The 17,707-nt window shown below is 73.9% G+C and carries 16 protein-coding genes; 5 read left to right on the top strand and 11 right to left on the bottom strand.

Annotated features, from left to right (window positions below):
• The 8 genes from KM427_RS24265 to KM427_RS24230 all read right to left on the bottom strand — a co-directional run bounded on the left by KM427_RS24265 (position 1) and on the right by KM427_RS24230 (position 8,245).
• Positions 1-876, bottom strand: coding sequence for a patatin-like phospholipase family protein (locus KM427_RS24265; RefSeq protein ID WP_215525621.1), 876 nt, complete (start codon positions 874-876; stop codon positions 1-3).
• A 19-nt stretch (positions 877-895) separates the two neighbouring features.
• On the bottom strand, positions 896-1,714 hold the full coding sequence (locus tag KM427_RS24260; protein ID WP_252274845.1) for an SDR family oxidoreductase: 819 nt from the start codon (positions 1,712-1,714) through the stop codon (positions 896-898).
• A 100-nt stretch (positions 1,715-1,814) separates the two neighbouring features.
• Positions 1,815-3,308, bottom strand: a complete 1,494-nt coding sequence (locus KM427_RS24255) for a carboxyl transferase domain-containing protein (protein ID WP_215525620.1) — start codon at positions 3,306-3,308, stop codon at positions 1,815-1,817.
• Positions 3,309-3,400: 92 nt separating this feature from the next.
• Positions 3,401-4,393, bottom strand: coding sequence for an NAD-dependent epimerase/dehydratase family protein (locus KM427_RS24250; protein ID WP_252274843.1), 993 nt, complete (start codon positions 4,391-4,393; stop codon positions 3,401-3,403).
• A gap of 61 nt (positions 4,394-4,454) precedes the next feature.
• Positions 4,455-5,909 carry a M1 family metallopeptidase gene (locus KM427_RS24245; RefSeq protein ID WP_215525619.1) on the bottom strand — a complete coding sequence of 485 codons (1,455 nt, stop codon included), beginning with the start codon at positions 5,907-5,909 and terminating at the stop codon, positions 4,455-4,457.
• Positions 5,906-6,472, bottom strand: a complete 567-nt coding sequence (locus tag KM427_RS24240; protein WP_215525618.1) for an RNA polymerase sigma factor — start codon at positions 6,470-6,472, stop codon at positions 5,906-5,908. The genes KM427_RS24245 and KM427_RS24240 overlap by 4 nt, the downstream gene beginning before the upstream one ends.
• Before the next feature lie 64 nt (positions 6,473-6,536).
• Positions 6,537-7,352: an ABC transporter permease gene (locus KM427_RS24235; protein ID WP_183595125.1), complete on the bottom strand. Its 816-nt coding sequence runs from the start codon at positions 7,350-7,352 to the stop codon at positions 6,537-6,539.
• Positions 7,349-8,245: an ABC transporter ATP-binding protein gene (locus KM427_RS24230; RefSeq protein WP_215525617.1), complete on the bottom strand. Its 897-nt coding sequence runs from the start codon at positions 8,243-8,245 to the stop codon at positions 7,349-7,351. The genes KM427_RS24235 and KM427_RS24230 overlap by 4 nt, the downstream gene beginning before the upstream one ends.
• A gap of 148 nt (positions 8,246-8,393) precedes the next feature.
• Between KM427_RS24230 and KM427_RS24225 the strand changes: the two genes are divergently transcribed.
• Positions 8,394-9,851, top strand: a complete 1,458-nt coding sequence (locus KM427_RS24225) for a serine/threonine-protein kinase (RefSeq protein ID WP_252275448.1) — start codon at positions 8,394-8,396, stop codon at positions 9,849-9,851.
• Between the two features lie 27 nt (positions 9,852-9,878).
• Here the strand turns inward: KM427_RS24225 and KM427_RS24220 are convergent, their stop codons facing one another.
• The gene (locus KM427_RS24220; RefSeq protein WP_215525615.1) at positions 9,879-10,520 is read right to left on the bottom strand and encodes a hypothetical protein; all 642 of its coding nucleotides are present in this window, start codon (positions 10,518-10,520) and stop codon (positions 9,879-9,881) included.
• A gap of 88 nt (positions 10,521-10,608) precedes the next feature.
• Here KM427_RS24220 and paaN point away from each other — a divergent pair, with 88 nt between their 5' ends.
• Positions 10,609-12,273 carry a phenylacetic acid degradation protein PaaN gene (gene paaN / locus KM427_RS24215; protein ID WP_252274841.1) on the top strand — a complete coding sequence of 555 codons (1,665 nt, stop codon included), beginning with the start codon at positions 10,609-10,611 and terminating at the stop codon, positions 12,271-12,273.
• 446 nt (positions 12,274-12,719) lie between these two features.
• Positions 12,720-14,144, top strand: coding sequence for a DHA2 family efflux MFS transporter permease subunit (locus KM427_RS24210; RefSeq protein ID WP_215525613.1), 1,425 nt, complete (start codon positions 12,720-12,722; stop codon positions 14,142-14,144).
• A 3-nt stretch (positions 14,145-14,147) separates the two neighbouring features.
• Here KM427_RS24210 and KM427_RS24205 read toward each other — a convergent pair whose 3' ends face one another.
• Positions 14,148-14,555: a hypothetical protein gene (locus KM427_RS24205; protein WP_215525612.1), complete on the bottom strand. Its 408-nt coding sequence runs from the start codon at positions 14,553-14,555 to the stop codon at positions 14,148-14,150.
• A 70-nt stretch (positions 14,556-14,625) separates the two neighbouring features.
• Between KM427_RS24205 and KM427_RS24200 the strand changes: the two genes are divergently transcribed.
• Both KM427_RS24200 and KM427_RS24195 read left to right on the top strand, forming a co-directional pair.
• The gene (locus KM427_RS24200; RefSeq protein WP_215525611.1) at positions 14,626-15,246 is read left to right on the top strand and encodes a MerR family transcriptional regulator; all 621 of its coding nucleotides are present in this window, start codon (positions 14,626-14,628) and stop codon (positions 15,244-15,246) included.
• 9 nt (positions 15,247-15,255) lie between these two features.
• Positions 15,256-16,770, top strand: coding sequence for an amidohydrolase (locus tag KM427_RS24195; RefSeq protein ID WP_215525610.1), 1,515 nt, complete (start codon positions 15,256-15,258; stop codon positions 16,768-16,770).
• On the opposite strand, the gene KM427_RS24190 is transcribed toward KM427_RS24195, so the two are convergent.
• On the bottom strand, positions 16,767-17,651 hold the full coding sequence (locus tag KM427_RS24190; RefSeq protein ID WP_215525609.1) for an SGNH/GDSL hydrolase family protein: 885 nt from the start codon (positions 17,649-17,651) through the stop codon (positions 16,767-16,769). The two genes, KM427_RS24195 and KM427_RS24190, sit on opposite strands and share 4 nt — an antisense overlap.
• Between the last annotated feature and the right edge of the window lie 56 nt (positions 17,652-17,707).

Genomic DNA, 17,707 nt, shown 5'->3' with positions numbered 1-17,707 from the left:
TCAGTGGCCGGCCCGGTCGAGGGCCTCGGCCGTGAGCTTGCGGCCCAGGTCGATCATCTCCGCCGCGCGGTGGAAGTCGAGCGACCTCGCGGCCGACACCGGGACCGTCACCAGCACGTCCGGCGGCAGGCCGGCCATCCGGTAGCGCGTGACGATGCCCTGCATCGCGTCCATCGACAGCCCGACAACGTCGGAGATGCGCAGGTCCTCGAACGGGTCGTGCGGCTCGGCATCCCGTTCGCGCCCGACGGTACGACGTACCCGTTCCACCAGCTCGCCGCGCCAGGTCGAGGGCGCCGCCTCGCGGGCGGGGGTGTTGGGCTCGCGCGCGCTGCGGTCGCCCGACAGCGAGATCGCGACGGTGAGGTCGGCCGCGGCGGCGGCGGTCGGCTCGATGGGGACCGGGTTCATCAGGCCGCCGTCGACGAGGAGGCGGCCGTTGACGACCACCGGTGTGATCACGCCGGGGATCGCGATCGAGGCCCGGAGCGCGGAGACCAACGGACCGCGCTGGAACCACACCTCGCGCCGGGCGCGGAGGTCGGTCGCGACCGCGGTGAAGGGGATCGGCAGGTCCTCGATCAGCCGGTCGTCGACGATCCGCTCGACCTCGGCGAAGACCCGCTCGGCGGCGATCGCGCCGCCCGCCGACCACTTCGGGTCGAGCAGCCGCACGACCGCACCCTGGGTCAGTCCGCGGGCCCAGGTCGTGTACTCGTCGAGCACGCCCGCGGCGTACAGGCCGCCCACCAGCGCCCCCATCGACGAGCCGGCGACCGCGATCATCTCGTGGCCCCGCTCCTCGAGCTCGGCGATCGCGCCGATGTGCGCGTAGCCGCGAGCGCCGCCGGAGCCGAGCACGAGGGCGACGCGCATGCCCCGAGCGTACGGCGGGCTACGGCTCGATGCCCGTGACCTCCCAGCCCGGCGGGGCGATCGGGTGCAGCATCGCGTCGGTGCCGCCGTCGACGAAGAGCACCGCTCCGACGATCGCCGCCGCGGCGGCGGAGAGCAGGAAGCAGATCGTGGCGGCCACCTCCTCCGGCCGCCCGGTGCGGCCGATGGCGTTCGGGTACGCGTCGATCGCCGGGCCGAGGAGCGGGTCGGCGCGCATCTGCTCGACCATCGGCGTCTCGGTCGCGCCGGGCGCCACCGAGTTGAGCCGGATCCCCGCGCCCGCCCACTCCGGCTTCACGCCCTCGCGGCGCGCCCACCACGCAAGCGCCGCCTTGCTGGAGGGGTAGACCATCACCGAGTCGACCCGCGCCGCCTCCGCGCGGGCCGTCGGCTCGTCGCCGCGCAGGCAGGCCTGGGCGACCGGGGCGTTCCAGCCGGGCATGCCGGTGATGGAGTTCGACGCCAGCAGCACGACGCCCGCGCCGCCGTCCGCCGCGCCGCGGGTCAGCTCCTCGTGTAGGCCGGTGACCAGCGCGATCGCCCCGAAGAAGTTGATCGACACCAGCAGCGCGGAGTCGACGCCGGTGCGCCCGGCGATGCCGGCCGCCGGCACCAGCCCGTGGAGCGTGTCGGTGAGCGCGCGTACGCCGTCGACCGCCCGCACACGGCCGTCGGGCGTCGACAGGTCGGCCACCACGTCGACCCCGTCGGTGGCCGTGCGGTCGATGCCGATCACCCGGTGCCCCTGGTCCCGCAGCTGCCGGGCGGTCGCCGCCCCGATACCCGATGCCGCCCCGCTCACGGCGTACGTCCTCATGAGCGGTGACTGTAACGCGTTCTAGGTCGGTGCTGTAACGCCGGGTTAGCAGCTGTCTCCACCAGGTTGCAGCACCGTGGGAACAGTCGGTAACCCGGCGTTACAGGTAACGCCGCGCCCGGTCAGCCGGCGACCCCGGCCCCGCGTCGAGCAGCGCGGCCAGCTCGTGCTCGAGCACGGCGCCGACCCGCTGGCAGAACGCCTCGGGCTCGTCGGCCGCGTCGGGAAGCTCGGCGACGATCCGGTCGACGATGCCGCGATCGCGCAGGTCGAGGGCGCGCACCTTCTGGGCCCGCGCCATCTCGGGAGCGTGGTCGAGATCGCGGTGCACGATCGCGCTGGCGCCCTCGGGCGGGAGCGGGGAGAGCCACGCGTGCTGGGCGGCGATCACCCGGTCCGCGGGCAGGAACGCCAGCGCGCCGCCGCCGTTGCCCTCGCCGAGCATCAGGCAGAGCGTGGGGGCCTGCACGGTGACCAGCTCGTTGAGGCAGCGGGCGATCTCGCCGGCCATGCCGCCGTTCTCGGCCTCGGCCGACAGCGCCGCGCCGCGGGTGTCGATCACGGTCACGAGCGGCAGGCCGAGGTCGGCGGCCAGGCGCATGCCGCGCTGGGCCTCGCGCAGCGCCTCCGGGCCCATCGGGTGCTCCTCGGTCTGGCCGCGCCGGTCCTGGCCGAGGAAGACGCACGGCGCCTGGCCGAACGTCGCCAGCGCGATCAGCAGGCCGGGGTCGCGCTCGCCCTGACCGGTGCCGTTGAGCGGGATCACGTCGCTGGCGGCGTACCGCAGCAGCCGCCGTACGCCGGGCCGGTCGGGCCGCCGCGAGCGCACCACGGCGTCCCAGGTCTCCACCTCGGGCAGCGGCGTGAGCGGCACCGGCGCCGGCACCGGCTTGATGCCGTGCCGGGGCGCCAGCAGGATCGCGAGCGCGCGGTCGAGGATGCCGGCGATCTCCTCGGGGGGCAGGACGGCGTCGATGATGCCGCGCGCGTAGAGGTTCTCCGACGTCTGCACGCCCTCGGGGAACGGCTTGTCGTAGAGCGCCTCGTAGACCCGGGGCCCCAGGAAGCCGATCAGCGCGCCCGGCTCGGCCACCGTCACGTGACCCAGCGAGCCCCACGACGCCATCACCCCGCCGGTCGTGGGGTGGCGCAGGTAGACGAGGTAGGGAAGCCCGGCCGCCTTGTGCGCCGCGACCGCCTCGGTGATGCGCACCATCTGCACGAACGCCGGCGTGCCCTCCTGCATCCGCGTGCCGCCGCTGACCGGGCCCGCGAGCAGCGGGAGTCCCTCACGGGTGGCCCGCTCGATCGCGGTGACCAGTCGGTCCGCGGCGGCGCGCCCGATCGACCCGGCGAGGAAGCGGAACTCGCCCATCACGACCGCCACCCGCCGACCGTGCATCAGGCCCTCGCCGGAGAGCACCGACTCGTCGACGCCGCTCTTCTCCCGAGCGGCCGCGAGCTCCGCGGCGTACTCGTCGGAGATGTCGCCGTACGTCGGCGCGGTGTCCCATGAGGTCCAGGAGCCCTCGTCGAGGACCAGGTCGATCAGCTCGTTGGCGGAGAGGCGAGCGGGGCGCGGCGCGGTCGTCATTCCCCGAGGCTAGTGCTCGATCGTGTGCGTGCTGACGTCATCTCTTGCCGTTCCTGGCGCCCGGGATTGGCAGGAGATGTGCCTGCCCGGGGTCAGTCCCGCGCCCGCCAGGCGTCGAGGACCGCGGCCTCCCGCTCGCGCGTCAGCCCCGTGACGGCGGCGTCCGGCGTGGCCCGCTGCCACGCGAGCGTGTCGCGCGCGGTGTCCGCCACCGGGCGCAGCACCAGGCCGGCGGCGTACGACGGCGCCGGGTCGTGGCTGCCCAGGCCGTCGTACTCGGGCCGGGGGAGCCACAGCGGCAGCGCCTCGGGACCCATCCACGGCTGCACGCCCTGGTCGGCGAGGAACTCCTGGGGCACCCAGGTCAGGTCGGCGTCGCCATCGACGCCGTCGGCGACGCGGGCGAGGAGCGCCCCGAGCGGCAGCACCTCGCCGACGCCGTCGTAGTCGCCAGCGGTGCGCTGCTCGGCGCAGGTGACGATCCACGCGGCCAGGTCGCGCGCGTCGATCACCTGCATCCGGTCCTCCGGCCGGCCGCCGGCGAGCGCCTCCCCGCCGTCGGCGAGCCGTGCCGGCCAGTAGCTGAATCGGCCGGTGGGGTCGCCCGGGCCGACGATCAGCCCGGGCCGGATCACGGTCCACGACGCGGCGCCGTCGCGGACGATCTGCTCGCACGCGACCTTCATCGGCCCGTAGGCGTCCGGGTCCTGTGTCAGGTCGACGTCGTCCGGCTGCGGGTCGCGCAGCGGCAGCGAGCCCGGTCGGCCGCCGGGCGTCGAGACGTCGGCGTACACGTTGACGGTCGAGACGAAGACCCAGTGCGCGGCCGGCCAGGCCGCGACGGCGCCGCGCACCCACGACGGCATCCGGCCCACGTCGACGACCGCGTCGTACGCCGTGTCCGCGAGCTCGACGGGCACCGCCTCGCCGCGGTCCCAGCGGACGAACGCCGCGCCGTCGGGAACCGGTCCCGACGACCCGCGGTTGGCGCACGTGACGTCGTGGCCGCGGGCCACCGCCTCCGCCGCGACCGCCTTGGACAGGAACACCGAACCGCCGAGCACCAGGATCTTCACGGCCGCCACGCTGTCGAGGATCCGCTCGCGGGGCAAGCGATTCCGCCCAGGGCAGACGGGTCGCGGACCGTCAGGAGACGCGCTCCGGCGTGGTCGACCCGAGCAGCCAGTCGTCGAAGAAGCCCGACAGGTCCTCGCCCGACCGCTCCGACCACCACGTCGTGATGTCGTCGTAGTCGGCGTTGCCGTTGTCGTGGGCGGCCGGCCACTCCCGGACCAGCCGCCAGAAGAGGTCGTCGCCGATCCGCTTGCGCAGCTCGTCCCACATCAGGCCCGGGGTCGTGTAGATGTTGGACGCCCCGAAGGCGGCGGGGTCGTAGTCGGCCGGCGGCCCGAAGCTCCGGCGCAGCTCGCCGTCCTGCTCCGCCCAGTAGTCCATGGTCTGCTCGAGCGGCTGGTCCTGCGCCTGGTCCTGCCAGGTGGCCTGGAGGAACATCGCCATGCCCTCGCTCATCCACACGTCGCGCCAGTCGACCGGGGTGACCTGGTCGCCGTACCAGTGATGGGCGATCTCGTGCACGAGCACCTCCGGCGAGGTGGCGTACGCCGTGTCGCCGAGGGTGATCATCGTCTGCGTCTCCATCCCGCTCCGGGAGTCGACGACCACGAACCCGAGCGAGTCGAAGGGGAACTCCCCGAGCCGCGCCTCCAGCCAGGCGAGGGCCGACGGGGCGAGGCGCAGCCGGTCGAGGAGGTCGTCGCGGCCGGGCGGGGTCCAGTACGTCATCGGCACGCCCGACGCCGAGCGGTCCTTGGTCTCCACCAGATCGCCGATCGCGATGGTGACGAGGTACGACGCGGCCGGCTCGTCCAGCGTCCAGCGGGTCACCGTCTGCCCGTCCCGCTCCGCCCGCGAGCGGAGCCGGCCGTTGGCGACGCCGACCCACGGAGTCGGGACGGTGATCCGGAAGTCGTAGAGCGCCTTGTCGGAGGGCTGGTCGTTGACGGGGTACCACGAGTAGGCGCCGTACGGCTCCTGCATCGTCCAGACCTCGCCGTCGGCGGTCGTGGTCCAGCCGACGGTGTCGAAGTCGCTGCGCTTGGTCGGTGCCGGCACCGGGCGCGGGACGCCGGAGTAGTCGACGACCAGCGTGTAGCGACGATCCTCGCGCACGGGGTGGGAGACCACGAGGTCCTTGCCGGTGTGGGCGAACTCGGCCGCCTCGCCGTCGACGGTCACGCGAGCCACGGTGAGGTCGCCGGAGAGATCCAGCTGGAGCCGGTCGGCGTCCCCGGTCGAGCGCAGCCGCAGCCGTTCGCGGCCCTGCAGGGTGCTGGTGGCGGGGTCCCAGGTGAGGTCGAGCCGGTAGTGGAGCGCGTCGACGCCGGGGTCGCCGACCTCCGGGTAGACCCGGTCCTCCACGGGGTCGCTCGCCCCGAGCGGGCGCCCGGGCACCGACGGGGACGACGGCTCCGGCGAGGGTGCCGCCGACACGGCGGCGCCGGGCCGGTCCTGGTCGGACGTGCAGGCGCCGAGGAGCAGGGCCGCGGCGAGGGCGGCCGCGAGCGCGGACCGAGGCCTCACTCGCCGCCCCGCAGCAGCGGCCGGGCGAGCTTGCGACCGTGGTGGATCTGGGCCTTCACGGTGCCGAGCGGCGCGCCGACCTGGCGGGCGATCTCCTCGTAGGAGAGGCCGTAGACGTCCCGCAGCAGCAGCGGCTCGACGAACTGCGGGTGGTCCCGCTCGATGGTCTCCATCGCCTCGAGCAGGTCGAGGCGGGTGCCGGCGATGACGCTGGTGGTGCGCGGGTCCGGGCGCTCGATCGCGGCGTGCTCCGTCGGGTCGTGGGGCGTGGCCTGCCTCTTCATCCGGCGGTACGTCGAGCGGGCGCTGTTCATGGCGACGACGTGCAGCCAGGTCGTGAACCGGCCCCGCCCGTTCCACGTCCCGATCTTGGCGGCCACGTTGATCAGCGCGTCCTGGCAGGCGTCCTCGGCGTCGGGCAGGTGGGGCAGCACCCCTCGACAGACGTTGAGTGCGCGCGGCCGGACCGCAGCGAGCAGCGTCTCCAGCGCGTCGCGGTCACCCGCCTGGGCGCGGCGCGCGAGCTCGTCGATCTGGTCGGGACCCAGTCCCTGGTCGGTCATGCGGCAAACCCTTCCCCGTCGTCCGCACCATTGTGCTGGACGACGGGGAAGGGTGACCGACTCGTTACTTCACCTCGGAGCGCAGCACCATCCAGACGCCGACGGTCAGGGGGATGACCAGCCAGACGAGGCCGGTCACGCCGAGCTGGGCCCACTGCTCGCCACTGACGCTGCCCTCGAAGAGCGATCCCTGGGCGTAGTTGAAGTCGAGCCACGGCTGCTTGTCGGCGAACCACTCCTGGGTCTCGGCCAGCACGGTGGTCACGGTCGGCAGCACCAGGCTGTAGACGAAGTAGCCGACGATCGCGCCGGGCGAGTTCCGGATCAGCACGCCGAGCATGAAGCCCACCGCCATGCCGAGGATGTTGGCCAGGATGATGTAGCCGAGCTCCTGCGCGGAGACGTTCCACACCGTGTCGACGCCGGCGATCGCGCTGCCGACCACGTTGCCGAGGGCGCCGATCGCGGCGGCGAGCAGCATCGAGGTGACACCGACGACGAGCGCGACGAGCGCCTTCGCCCGGATCACCCGGCCGCGGTGCGGCACGAGCGTGAACGACGTGAGCCCGGTGCGCTGGCTCCACTCGCTGGTGACGGAGAGGATCGCCACCATCGGGAGGATCACGGCCATCGGGAAGCCGACCGCGGTCGCGAACGCCTCGTAGTCGAGCTGGTCGTCGGGTGCGAACAGGATCGTCGCGGTGGTGGCGACCACCGCGAGGATCGCGATGCCGGCCATCAGCCAGAAGCCGGAGCGGGTGTCGAACGACTTGCGCAGCTCGACGGCGACGATCCGGGACATGGGGATGCGGGCGGGAGCGGGCCGCGCCCTGGTGGCGACCGTCGTCTCGACGGCTTCCTCGACAGTGCTCGCGGTCATGCTGCAACTCCTTCTCGCTGGGTCTCTGCGGTGAGCTCGAGGAACATCTCCTCCAGTCCGGCGCCGTCGGCGGCGCGGAGCTCGGTGAGGGCGACGCCCGCCCCCAGGGCGACCTGGCCGACCACGTCGGGGTCGGCCTCGACGCGGAGCGCGTCGGTCAGATGGGAGAACGTCAGGCCGGCCGCGGCGAGGGCGTCGGCGAGGGTCGGTACGTCGCGGGTGCGGACCAGCGTGCCCGCGGACGCGAGCAGCTCGGCCTTCGTGCCCTGCGCGACGATCCGGCCCTGGCCGATCACCACGAGGTCGTCGGCGATCACCTCGATCTCGTGCAGGAGGTGCGACGAGAGCAGCACGGTGCCGCCCTGGTCGGCGTACCCGCGCAGCAGGTCGCGCATCCAGCGGATGCCGGCGGGGTCCAGCCCGTTGGCCGGCTCGTCGAGGATCAGCACCTCGGGCTCGCCGAGCAGCGCGGTCGCGATGCCGAGCCGCTGCCGCATGCCCAGCGAGTAGTTGCGGACCCGGCGGCCGGCCTCGGTGGGGGTGAGGCTGACCCGGTCGAGCATCTCGTCGACCCGGCGGCGGGGCAGACCCATGGTGCGCTGGGCGATGGTGAGGATCTCCCGGCCGGTGCGGCCGGCGTGCTGGGCGGACGCGTCCAACAGGACGCCGACCTCGAGGCCGGGGTTCGGGAGGTCGGCGAACCGGCGCCCGCTGACCTCGGCGGTGCCGGACGTGGCCGGCGTCAGGCCGACCATGATCCGCATCGTGGTGGACTTCCCCGCGCCGTTCGGGCCGAGGAAGCCGGTGACGCGGCCGGGCCGCGCGGTGAAGGAGACGTCGTCGACGGCGGTGAAGCCGCCGTAGCGCTTGGTGAGGGAGTCGACCGTGATCATGGGCTCGAGCCTCGCGGCTGCGGCGGGTGCGCCGCATCGGGGAGATCGCGGCACCGACCCCTGAGGCGACCCCGAGTCGTCTCAGGGGCGACCCCCGAAGGCAGGAGCCGGCGTTTGGGATGGCGTTTGGGATGATGCGGCCGTGCCCATGCCCGCCCGACTCGGTCGCTACGCCGTGCGCCGCCGCATCGGCGCCGGGGCCTTCGCGACCGTCTGGCTCGCCTACGACGAGCAGCTCGACTCGCCGGTGGCGGTCAAGGTGCTCGCGGACAACTGGACCGAGGACCAGGCCGTGCGCCAGCGCTTCCTCGAGGAGGGGCGCTTCCTGCGGAAGGTGGAGTCGCCGTACGTCGTCGCCGTCTACGACGCGGGCGAGCTCGACGACGGGCGGCCCTACCTCGTGATGTCGTACGCCGACCAGGGCACGCTCGCCGACCGGCTCGGCATCGACGGACTCGCACCCGCGCAGGCGCTGGACGTCGTCCGCCAGGTCGGCGCCGGCCTGCAGACGCTGCACGAGCGGGGCGTGCTGCACCGCGACCTGAAGCCGGCGAACGTGCTCTTCCGCGCCGTCGACGGGCGGCTGCACGCGATGGTCGCCGACCTCGGACTGGGCAAGTCGATGGAGGTCTCGTCGCGGCTGACGGTGATCGCCGGGACGCCGTCCTTCGTGTCGCCGGAGCAGGCCCAGGGCGAGCCGCTCGACCCGCGCTCGGACCTCTACTCGCTCGGGGCGCTCAGCTACCTGCTGCTGAGCGGGCGCGCGGCGTTCTCCCACGCGTCGCTCGCGGCCGCCGCGGCGCCGGGTCCGCCGCCGCCGCTCTCGACGTCGGAGCGCCCGGTCTCCGAGGCGGTGTCCGCCGTCGTCGCCCGGGCGCTCGCGGTCGACCGGGAGGCGCGGTGGCCCGACGTCGCGTCGTACGTCGGGGCGCTCGCGGACGCGCTGGGTCCGGACGTCGAGGGTGCGGACGCGGCCGCGTGGCTGCCGCTCGACCCCCAGCTGACCCAGGCCGCCGGAGCCCCGTCGCTGCTCGCGGGCCCCGAGCCGCTTCTCGGGCCGCCCGCGCCCTCCCATCGGCTGCGCCGGTGGCTGCTCGGCGGCGTGGCCGCGGCGGCGGTGCTGGCCGCGTCGGGCGCCGCGGGCTACCTGGTCGCCCAGCGTGCCGACCCCGAGGTCACGGTGACCGACGACGAGGCGGCGCTCAGCGTGACGGTGCCGGCCGCGTGGGAGCGCACGGTCGCCACCGACGGCTGGCGGCCGCCGGGCGTGGACGCCCGCTTCCCGGCGCTGTCGGTCGCCACCGGCCCGGACTGGGCCGATCCCGGGTCGAGCGTCGAGGGCGTGTTCCTCGGCGTGCTGCCCGGTGACGAGCTGCCCGTGCAGCTGCCCCAGCACCCCGAGTGCGCGGAGGCCGGGGAGCGGGTCACCGACTCGGGCGGGCTGGGCCCCTCGGCGACCGTCGTCCACCGCGACTGCCCGGGCGGGTACGTCGTCGAGCGGGTGGTGCAGGTCACCGACGACCAGCTGCTCTGGGTGCAGGTGCGCAGCGCCGATCGCGGCGCCGTCAACCGGGTGCTCGACGACGTCGACGCGCACGGCATGTGAGTCCCGCTCCGCCTCGATGGCCCGGCGTCAGTAGCGGGCCGACGCCGCGACCCGCTCGACCAGGTCGGCGAGTCCCGGGCGGTCGACCTCGCGCCCGGTGACCGCGACCGTCGCGAACGCCTCGGTCGAGCCGCGTTGGGGCAGCCAGCGCTCGATCGCCACCCGCAGGTGGCCGTCCTCGATGTAGGTCGCGGTGAAGCCGTCGTCGGTGCGCTGCTCGATCACGACGTGCTCGATGTTGCCGTTGGCCTCCGCGTCCTCGAGCGCGTTGATCCGGCTCTCGCGGGCCACCGCGACCGAGACCCGGTCGCCGGCGTCGATGCCGATCCGCAGCTTGTAGGTGAAGCCGGGGTTGCCGCGCTTGGTGAAGTTCCAGTCCGGTCCCTGGAGCGCCACCCGCAGCCAGCCGCGCGGCACGTCGGCGGTCATCCGCTCCCCGGCGGCGGCGAACCGTCGGGGCCGCAGCGGCAGGTCGGTCGGCAGCGGCGCGACGCCCGGGTCGGGCACGAGGTGGTACTCGTTGACGGGGTACGACGGCGAGACCGCCGGCAGCGGCCGCGCGCCGGACGACGTGGCGGGCTCGTCGAGCAGGGCACGACCCACGGCGTACCCGGTGGCCCCGCCGACGAGCACGAGCACGAGCGCCAGCCCGATCCAGCGCACCCTCATGCGGGCCACCGTATCGGCGCGTCAACGGGTCCCGCCGGACGCCTCGATATGCCAGAGTGTGACTGGGTCCAGGCAACCGGAGGGCACCGTGAGCGACAGCTGGTTCGACCGTCATCGGGAGCGACTCGACTCTGCCGTCGCGGCGATCGCGAGCCGCGAGTTCTACTCGGCCTTCGACGAGTCGCCCTCGCCGCGGGTCTACGGCGAGGAGGCGGCGCCGGCGGGGCGCGCGGCGTTCGACGCCTGGCTGGACGGCGACTTCCCGCTGACGGCGGCGGGTGCGGAGGGCACGGTCGCGACCGAGCGCTCGCCGTACGGCTTCGGGCTGGGGGTCCGGTACCCCCACGTGACGGACCCCGACGCGCTGCTCGCGGCCGCGGCCGCCGGCATGCGACCCTGGCGCGACGCCGGCCCCGACGGCCGCACCGCCGTCTGCCTGGAGATCCTCGACCGGCTGCACGCGCGGATCTTCGAGCTCGCCAACGCGGTGCAGCACACGAGCGGGCAGGCGTTCGTGATGGCCTTCCAGGCCGGCGGCGCGCACGCGCTCGACCGGGCGCTCGAGGCGATCGCCTACGCCTGGGTGGAGATGACTCGCACGCCGCGCACCGCGCTGTGGGAGAAGCCGGGCCGCGGCGAGCCGCTGCGCCTGGAGAAGACGTTCACGATCGTGCCGCGCGGTGTCGCGCTGGTGATCGGGTGCAACACGTTCCCGACCTGGAACTCCTGGCCCGGTCTGTTCGCCTCCCTCGTCACCGGCAACGCCGTCGTGGTCAAGCCGCACCCGTCGGCGGTGCTGCCGCTCGCGATCACCGTGCAGGTGTGCCAGGAGGTGCTGGCCGAGGCCGGCTTCGACCCGCGCCTCGTCCTGCTCGCGGCCGAGGAGCGCGGCCAGAAGCTCGCCGCGACGCTGGCGCGACGGGCGGAGGTCCGGATCATCGACTACACCGGCGGCAACGCCTTCGGCGAGTGGCTCGAGGACCAGGCGCACCAGGCGGTGGTGTTCACCGAGAAGGCCGGCGTCAACACCGTGGTCATCGACTCGACCTCCGACTTCGCCGGGATGTGCCAGAACCTCGCCTTCTCCTTCTCCCTCTACTCCGGCCAGATGTGCACGGCCCCGCAGAACGTCTTCGTCCCCGCCGGCGGCATCGAGACCGACACCGGCCACAAGAGCGTCGACGAGATCGCCGCCGGCATCGGCGCCGCGCTCGACCGGCTGCTCGGCGACGACGCCCGCGCGGTCGAGCTGCTCGGCGGCATCGTCAACGCGGACATCCCCGCGCGCGTCGAGCGAGCCGCCGGCCGCGGGCGGGTGCTGGTGCCGAGCCGCGAGGTCCGGCACCCGGCGTACGCCGACGCGACGGTCCGCACCCCTTTGCTGGTCGGGCTCACCGCCGACGACGCCGACACCTACACCAGCGAGTGCTTCGGTCCGGTCGCCTACCTGATCGAGACCGCGGACACCATCGAGTCGCTCGCGCTCTTCGACCACACCGTCGCCCGGCACGGCGCGATGACCGCCTCGGTCTACTCCACCTCCGAGGAGGTCGTCGACGACATGCGCGAGGCCGCGCTCGAGGTTGGCGTGGCGCTCTCGGAGAACCTCACCGGCGGCGTCTTCGTCAACCAGTCCGCCGCCTTCTCCGACTTCCACGGCACCGGCGCGAACCCCGCCGCCAACGCCAGCTACACCGACGGCGCCTACGTCGCCTCCCGGTTCCGGGTCGTGCAGTCGCGCCGGCACGTGTGACTCGACGGGCCGTTCCGACGGTCGGTGGTTTCGAGACAGGCGCTGGCGCGCCTTCCTCAACCACCGGCTTCGGTGGTTGAGGAGGTTGTGCTAGCAACCGTCTCGAAGTCGCTCGCCCGCGTTGGTGGGTTTCGAGACAGGCGCTAGCGCGCCTTCCTCAACCATCGGCTTCGGTGGTTGAGGAGGTTGTGCTAGCAACCGTCTCGAAACCACGCACCCACATTGGTGGGTTTCGAGACAGGCGCTAGCGCGCCTTCCTCAACCATCGGCTTCGGTGGTTGAGGAGGTTGCGCTAGCAACCGTCTCGAAACCCACCTCGTCGTGGCCGATTCGGCGCATCTTCGCGCCTCGACCACCGATGAGGAAGGAAATCTCGCGGGGTCTGTCGATTTCGTGATGCCTGGTTCGTGGTGAGGGTGAGAGCCCGTTCCACCGAGGAGACGACGATGACCGACCTGACCACCCGGAGCCGCTGGCTGGCGCTGTACGTGCTGTGCCTCGGTGACCTCATGATCGTGCTCGACTCCAGCATCGTGAACGTCGCCCTGCCCTCGATCCAGGAGGACCTCGGGTTCTCGCAGTCCGCGCTGGCGTGGGTGGTGAACGCCTACCTGCTCACCTTCGGCGGCTTCCTGCTGCTGTCGGGTCGCCTCGGCGACCTGCTCGGCAACCGGCGGGTGTTCCTGGGCGGGGTCGTGTCGTTCACGGTCGCGTCCGTCGCCTGCGGGCTCGCCCCGTCGGCCGGCCTGCTCGTCGTCGGCCGGGCGGTCCAGGGGCTCGGCGGCGCGGCGGTCTCGGCGGTCGCGCTCTCGCTGATCGTCGGCCTCTTCGCCGACCCGGCGGAGCGGGCGCGGGCGATGGGCGTCTTCGGGTTCGTGATGTCGGGCGGCGGCGCCGTCGGCGTCCTGCTCGGTGGCGTGCTCACCGGGCTCTTCTCGTGGCACTGGATCTTCCTGGTGAACGTGCCGATCGGCGTCGCCGTCTGGGTCGCCGCCCGACGGGTGCTGCCGGCCGACGAGGCCGTGGCGCGGCGCGGCCGCATCGACCTGCTCGGTGCCGTGCTCGTGACCGGGGCGCTGATGACGTCGGTCTACGCCATCGTCGACAGCCGGTGGGGCCTGCTGGTCGCGAGCGCCGCGCTGCTCGCCGCGTTCGTCGCGTGGGAGTCGCGGACCGCCGAGCCGCTGGTGCCGCTGCGCCTCTTCCGGCTGCGCAACGTGGCCGTCTCGCAGGTGGTGGGCGTGCTGTGGGCCGCGGCCATGTTCGCCTGGTTCTTCCTGGCCGCGCTCTACCTCCAGCAGGTGCTGGGGTACGGCGCGCTCGAGGTCGGCCTCGCCTTCCTGCCCACCAGTGCGGTGATGGCCTTCTGCTCACTGCGGGTCTCCGACCGGCTCGTGATGCGGTTCGGCATCCGCCCGCCGCTGGTGGTCGGCCTGGGCCTGGCCGCGGTCAGCCTGGCGTTGTTCTCCCGGGCCCCCGTCGGTGGCAGCTTCCTGGTCGACGTGCTGCCCTCGATGCTGCTGCTGGGCGCCGGTGCCGGCATCGCCTTCAATCCGGTGCTGCTGGCCGCCATGGGCGACGTCGAGCCGCACGAGTCCGGGCTCGCCTCCGGCGTCGTGAACACGTCGTTCATGATGGGCGGCGCGCTCGGCCTCGCGGTCCTGGTCAGCCTGTCGACCGCCCGCACCGAGTCCCTGGTCGCGAGCGGCGCCGCGCCGCTGGAGGCCCTCAACGGCGGCTTCCAGATCGCGTTCGCCGCCGGTGCGGTGGCCGCTGCGCTGGCCGCGATCGTCGGCGGTGTCTTCCTGCGGCCGAAGCCGATGGCGGCGCCGGGCGAGGCGGAGGTCGCCGAGGAGCTGAACGCCGCCTGACGGTCAGCCGACCAGCAGGCCGACCCCGAGGCTCACGAGCCCGGCGGCCAGCACCACGGCTCCGGCCGGGATCATCACGACCAGGCGGTTCGGATGGTGCCGGCCGGCGCCCATCGAGGAGAAGAAGAACCCGCCCGGCATCAGCAGGGCGGCGATGGCGGCGCCGGTGCGCGCGAGCCAGTCGAGGAGGCCGCTGAGGTCCGCGGCGTCGGCGTACAGCTGGCACAGCAGCGCCACGATCAGCAGCACGCCGGCGTGGGCGTGGCCGGCGCGGGCGAACTTCTCCTGGAACGGCGTGACGCCCGCCTTCCCGCGCACGACCTGCAGCAGGTAGAGCCCGCCGGACTCGACGGTGACCAGGCTCAGCAGCAGGATCCCGGCAAGGATCCGGCTCTCGTCGGAGAGCATCATCTCGAACTCCTTAGATAGTTAACTCTCCAAAAGTGTTGGATAGAACGCTATCCAATGTCAAGATCGTCCCGTGTGGATCTCCGAGCTGTCGCAGCGCAGTGGTGTGCCGGTCGCGACTGTGAAGTACTACCTGCGGGAGGGGCTGCTCCCTCCCGGCGAGGCGCAGGGCGCGACCCGCGCGGTGTATGACGAGTCGCACGTGCGACGGCTGCGGCTGATCCGCGCCTTGATCGACATTGCCGGGCTGGGGCTCGACCGGGTGCGGGAGGTGCTCGAGGCGGTCGACGACGACCGGAGCGACCTGATGGCGCGGATCGGCGTCGCCCACATGGAGCTCTCGTCGCCCCCCGCGACGGAGCCGAGCGATGCGGCCCGCGAGCGGGTCTCCCGGCTCGTGCGCCGCCGGCGCTGGCACACGGACCCGGGTGCCAGCCACGCGACGGCCCTGGCCGCGGCCCTCGACACCGCGGCCGCGGCCGGCCAGCCGATGTCCGACGAGACGCTCGACGTCTACGCCGCGGCGGCCGCCGACGTCGCGCGCCGCGACCTGGCGACCACCCCCCGCCGCGACGCCGAGGACGCCACGACGTACGCCGTGATCGGCACCCTGGTCAACGAGCCGATCCTCATCTCGCTGCGCCGGATGGCCCACGAGAACCTCGCCCGTCGGCGACTGGCCCGGGCCCGTTAGCGTCGGACCGTGTCGAGCATCCTCATCCGCAACGCCCGCCTGATCCCGATCGGATCCGGGGAGCACGCCGCCGATGCGCCCGTCGACGTCCTGATCGAGCGCGGCACCGTGGCCGGGGTCGGCCCGGACCTGGATCGTCCGCGGGGCGTCGACGAGATCGACGCCGCGGGGCGGTGGATCATCCCGGGCCTGTGGGACCAGCACACCCACCTCGCGCAGTGGACGCTCGCGTCGCAGCGGCTCGACCTCGCCGGGGCGCGCTCGCCGGAGGACGCCACCCGCGCGGTCGCGGACTGGATCGCCCAGCACCCCGGCCTGCCCGTCGTCGGCTGGGGCCACCGCTCCGCCGGCTGGGACCGTGAGGTCACGGTCTCCGAGCTCGACGCGGTGTCCGGCGACACGCCGGTCGTGCTGATCAGCGGCGACGGCCACCACGCGTGGCTGAACACCACGGCGCTGATGCACCTCGCGATGCCGGTGCGCGACTCGGTGGTGCGCGAGACCGAGTGGTTCGCGGTCTACCCCCGCCTCGCCACGCTCGTCGGCAGCGACGGCACCTCGCCCGAGGCCTACCGACGCACGCTCGACGCCGCGGCGGCGCGGGGCGTCGCGGGCCTGGTCGACTTCGAGTTCGGGGCGAGCCGCGAGGAGTGGGCCGAGCGCTGGGGACAGGGCTGCGACCGGCTGCGGATCCGCTGGGCGACGTACGCCGACACCCTCGACGACGTGATCGCCGCCGGCCTGCGCACCGGCGACCCGCTCTCCGCCGACCCGCGCCTGACGATGGGCCCGCTCAAGATCATCAGCGACGGCTCGCTCAACACCCGCACCGCGTGGTGCTGCGAGCCGTACGGCGACGCGCACCGGCTCGAGTACCCCTCCGGCCAGCCCAACCTCTCGGGCGCCGAGCTCCGCGAGCAGCTGGCCCGCGCGCACGCCGGCGGCCTCGAGATCGCCACCCACGCGATCGGCGACGCGGCGGTTCGCGAGGCGCTGGCGGCGTACGCCGAGACCGGTGCCCGCGGCGCGATCGAGCACGCGCAGCTGTGCCGACGCGACGACGTACGCCGGATGGCCGAGCTCGGCGTCCGGGCCAGCGTGCAGCCGGCCCACCTCCTCGACGACCGCGACGTGACCGACCGGATCTGGGGCGCGCGGTCGGAGCGCTGCTTCGCGTTCCGGTGGATGGTCGACGACGGCGTGGAGCTCGCGCTCGGCTCGGACGCGCCGGTCTCGCCGCTGGATCCGTGGCTCGCGATGGCGTCCGCGGTACACCGCAGCGCCGACGAGCGCGGGCCGTGGCACGGCGAGCAGGCGCTGACCGTGCGCGAGGCGCTCGCCGCGTCGGTCGACGGCCAGCCGACCGTCGGCGTCGGGTCGCGGGGCGACCTGGTGCTGCTCGACCGCGACCCCCTCCTGCGCGACCTCGGCCCCGCCGACACCGCCGAGCTCGGCGCGGCGCTGCGGGCGATGCCGGTCGCGACCACGGTCGTCGCCGGGCACGTCGTCCACGACGACCGCTAGCGGATCGCCTCCAGCACCAGGTCGGCAACGGCCCGCTGCTCGGCCGCGAGCGGGTGGTAGGCGAGGGCCCGGTCGGCCGAGGTCACCCGCCCGTTGATCCACGGGTCGGCGGCGCAGATGTCGTGGCCCTCGGTGGCCGCCCAGACGTCGACGTACTCCGCGTCGGCCGTCTCGGCGGCGGCGCGGACCGCCTCGGTCAGTCGATGGTTGACGTCGCGGGCGAACGCGTAGTCGCCCGCGGCCAGCGGCAGGTCGGGACAGGTGCCGGAGGCCGGCACGATCTGCGGGTAGCCGACCAGGAGCACCCGGGCCTCGGGGGCGCGCTCCCGGACGTCGTCGACGACCCCGACCAGGCGGTCGCGGATCGTGGTCAGCGTCGGCTCGAGCTCGCCGGCGAAGCGAGCGGCGCACGGTCCGCCGGCCGGGTCGTCGGCCGCGAGCCGGGTGCAGCCGCCCAACAGGGTGGCGAAGAGGCTCCCGTCGTTGCCGCCGAGGCCGATCGTGACCAGGTCCGTGCGCGGCCGCACCGCGTCCAGCTGCGGCGGCACCGACCCGGTCATGCCGCGCTGGGCGGCCCGGACGTTCGCGGTCGACGCGCCGCTGCAGCTGACATCGGTCAGCGCCGTGCCCGGCAGCGCCTCGGCGACCAGCGCCGGGTAGTTGACTCCCGAGCGCAGGCAGATCGTGCCGGTGTCGGTCGGCGCCACGAGCGGCGCCGCCGTGTAGGAGTCGCCGAGCGCGACGTACCGGTCGTACCTCGCCGGCGAGGCCGTCGGGTCGCCGGTGGCCCGGGCCGGGAGCGGCGCCGGGTCGTCCCCGGCGTTGCTGCAGCCCGCGAGCACCGCCAGCGCGAGCAGCAGCGCGGCGGCGGGGGAACGCATGGCCTCGACCGTAGCCGGGCGGGTGCGAGCCACTGGTCGACGGGCACGAGGTCGGG

The sequence above is a fragment of the Nocardioides sp. LMS-CY genome, assembly GCF_018732145.1.
Classification (GTDB): domain Bacteria; phylum Actinomycetota; class Actinomycetes; order Propionibacteriales; family Nocardioidaceae; genus Nocardioides; species Nocardioides soli.
Note: the sequence above shows the minus strand (reverse complement) of the source record. Positions and strands in the feature narration are given on the sequence as shown.

Coding starts and splice junctions, on each gene's coding strand:
- KM427_RS24220 (WP_215525615.1), bottom strand. CDS start 10,520: ATGAGGGTGCGCTGGATCGGGCTGGCGCTCGTGCTCGTGCTCGTCGGC.
- KM427_RS24260 (WP_252274845.1), bottom strand. CDS start 1,714: ATGAGGACGTACGCCGTGAGCGGGGCGGCATCGGGTATCGGGGCGGCG.
- KM427_RS24240 (WP_215525618.1), bottom strand. CDS start 6,472: ATGACCGACCAGGGACTGGGTCCCGACCAGATCGACGAGCTCGCGCGC.
- KM427_RS24235 (WP_183595125.1), bottom strand. CDS start 7,352: ATGACCGCGAGCACTGTCGAGGAAGCCGTCGAGACGACGGTCGCCACC.
- KM427_RS24255 (WP_215525620.1), bottom strand. CDS start 3,308: ATGACGACCGCGCCGCGCCCCGCTCGCCTCTCCGCCAACGAGCTGATC.
- KM427_RS24190 (WP_215525609.1), bottom strand. CDS start 17,651: ATGCGTTCCCCCGCCGCCGCGCTGCTGCTCGCGCTGGCGGTGCTCGCG.
- KM427_RS24230 (WP_215525617.1), bottom strand. CDS start 8,245: ATGATCACGGTCGACTCCCTCACCAAGCGCTACGGCGGCTTCACCGCC.
- KM427_RS24265 (WP_215525621.1), bottom strand. CDS start 876: ATGCGCGTCGCCCTCGTGCTCGGCTCCGGCGGCGCTCGCGGCTACGCG.
- KM427_RS24210 (WP_215525613.1), top strand. CDS start 12,720: ATGACCGACCTGACCACCCGGAGCCGCTGGCTGGCGCTGTACGTGCTG.
- KM427_RS24225 (WP_252275448.1), top strand. CDS start 8,394: ATGCCCGCCCGACTCGGTCGCTACGCCGTGCGCCGCCGCATCGGCGCC.
- KM427_RS24205 (WP_215525612.1), bottom strand. CDS start 14,555: ATGATGCTCTCCGACGAGAGCCGGATCCTTGCCGGGATCCTGCTGCTG.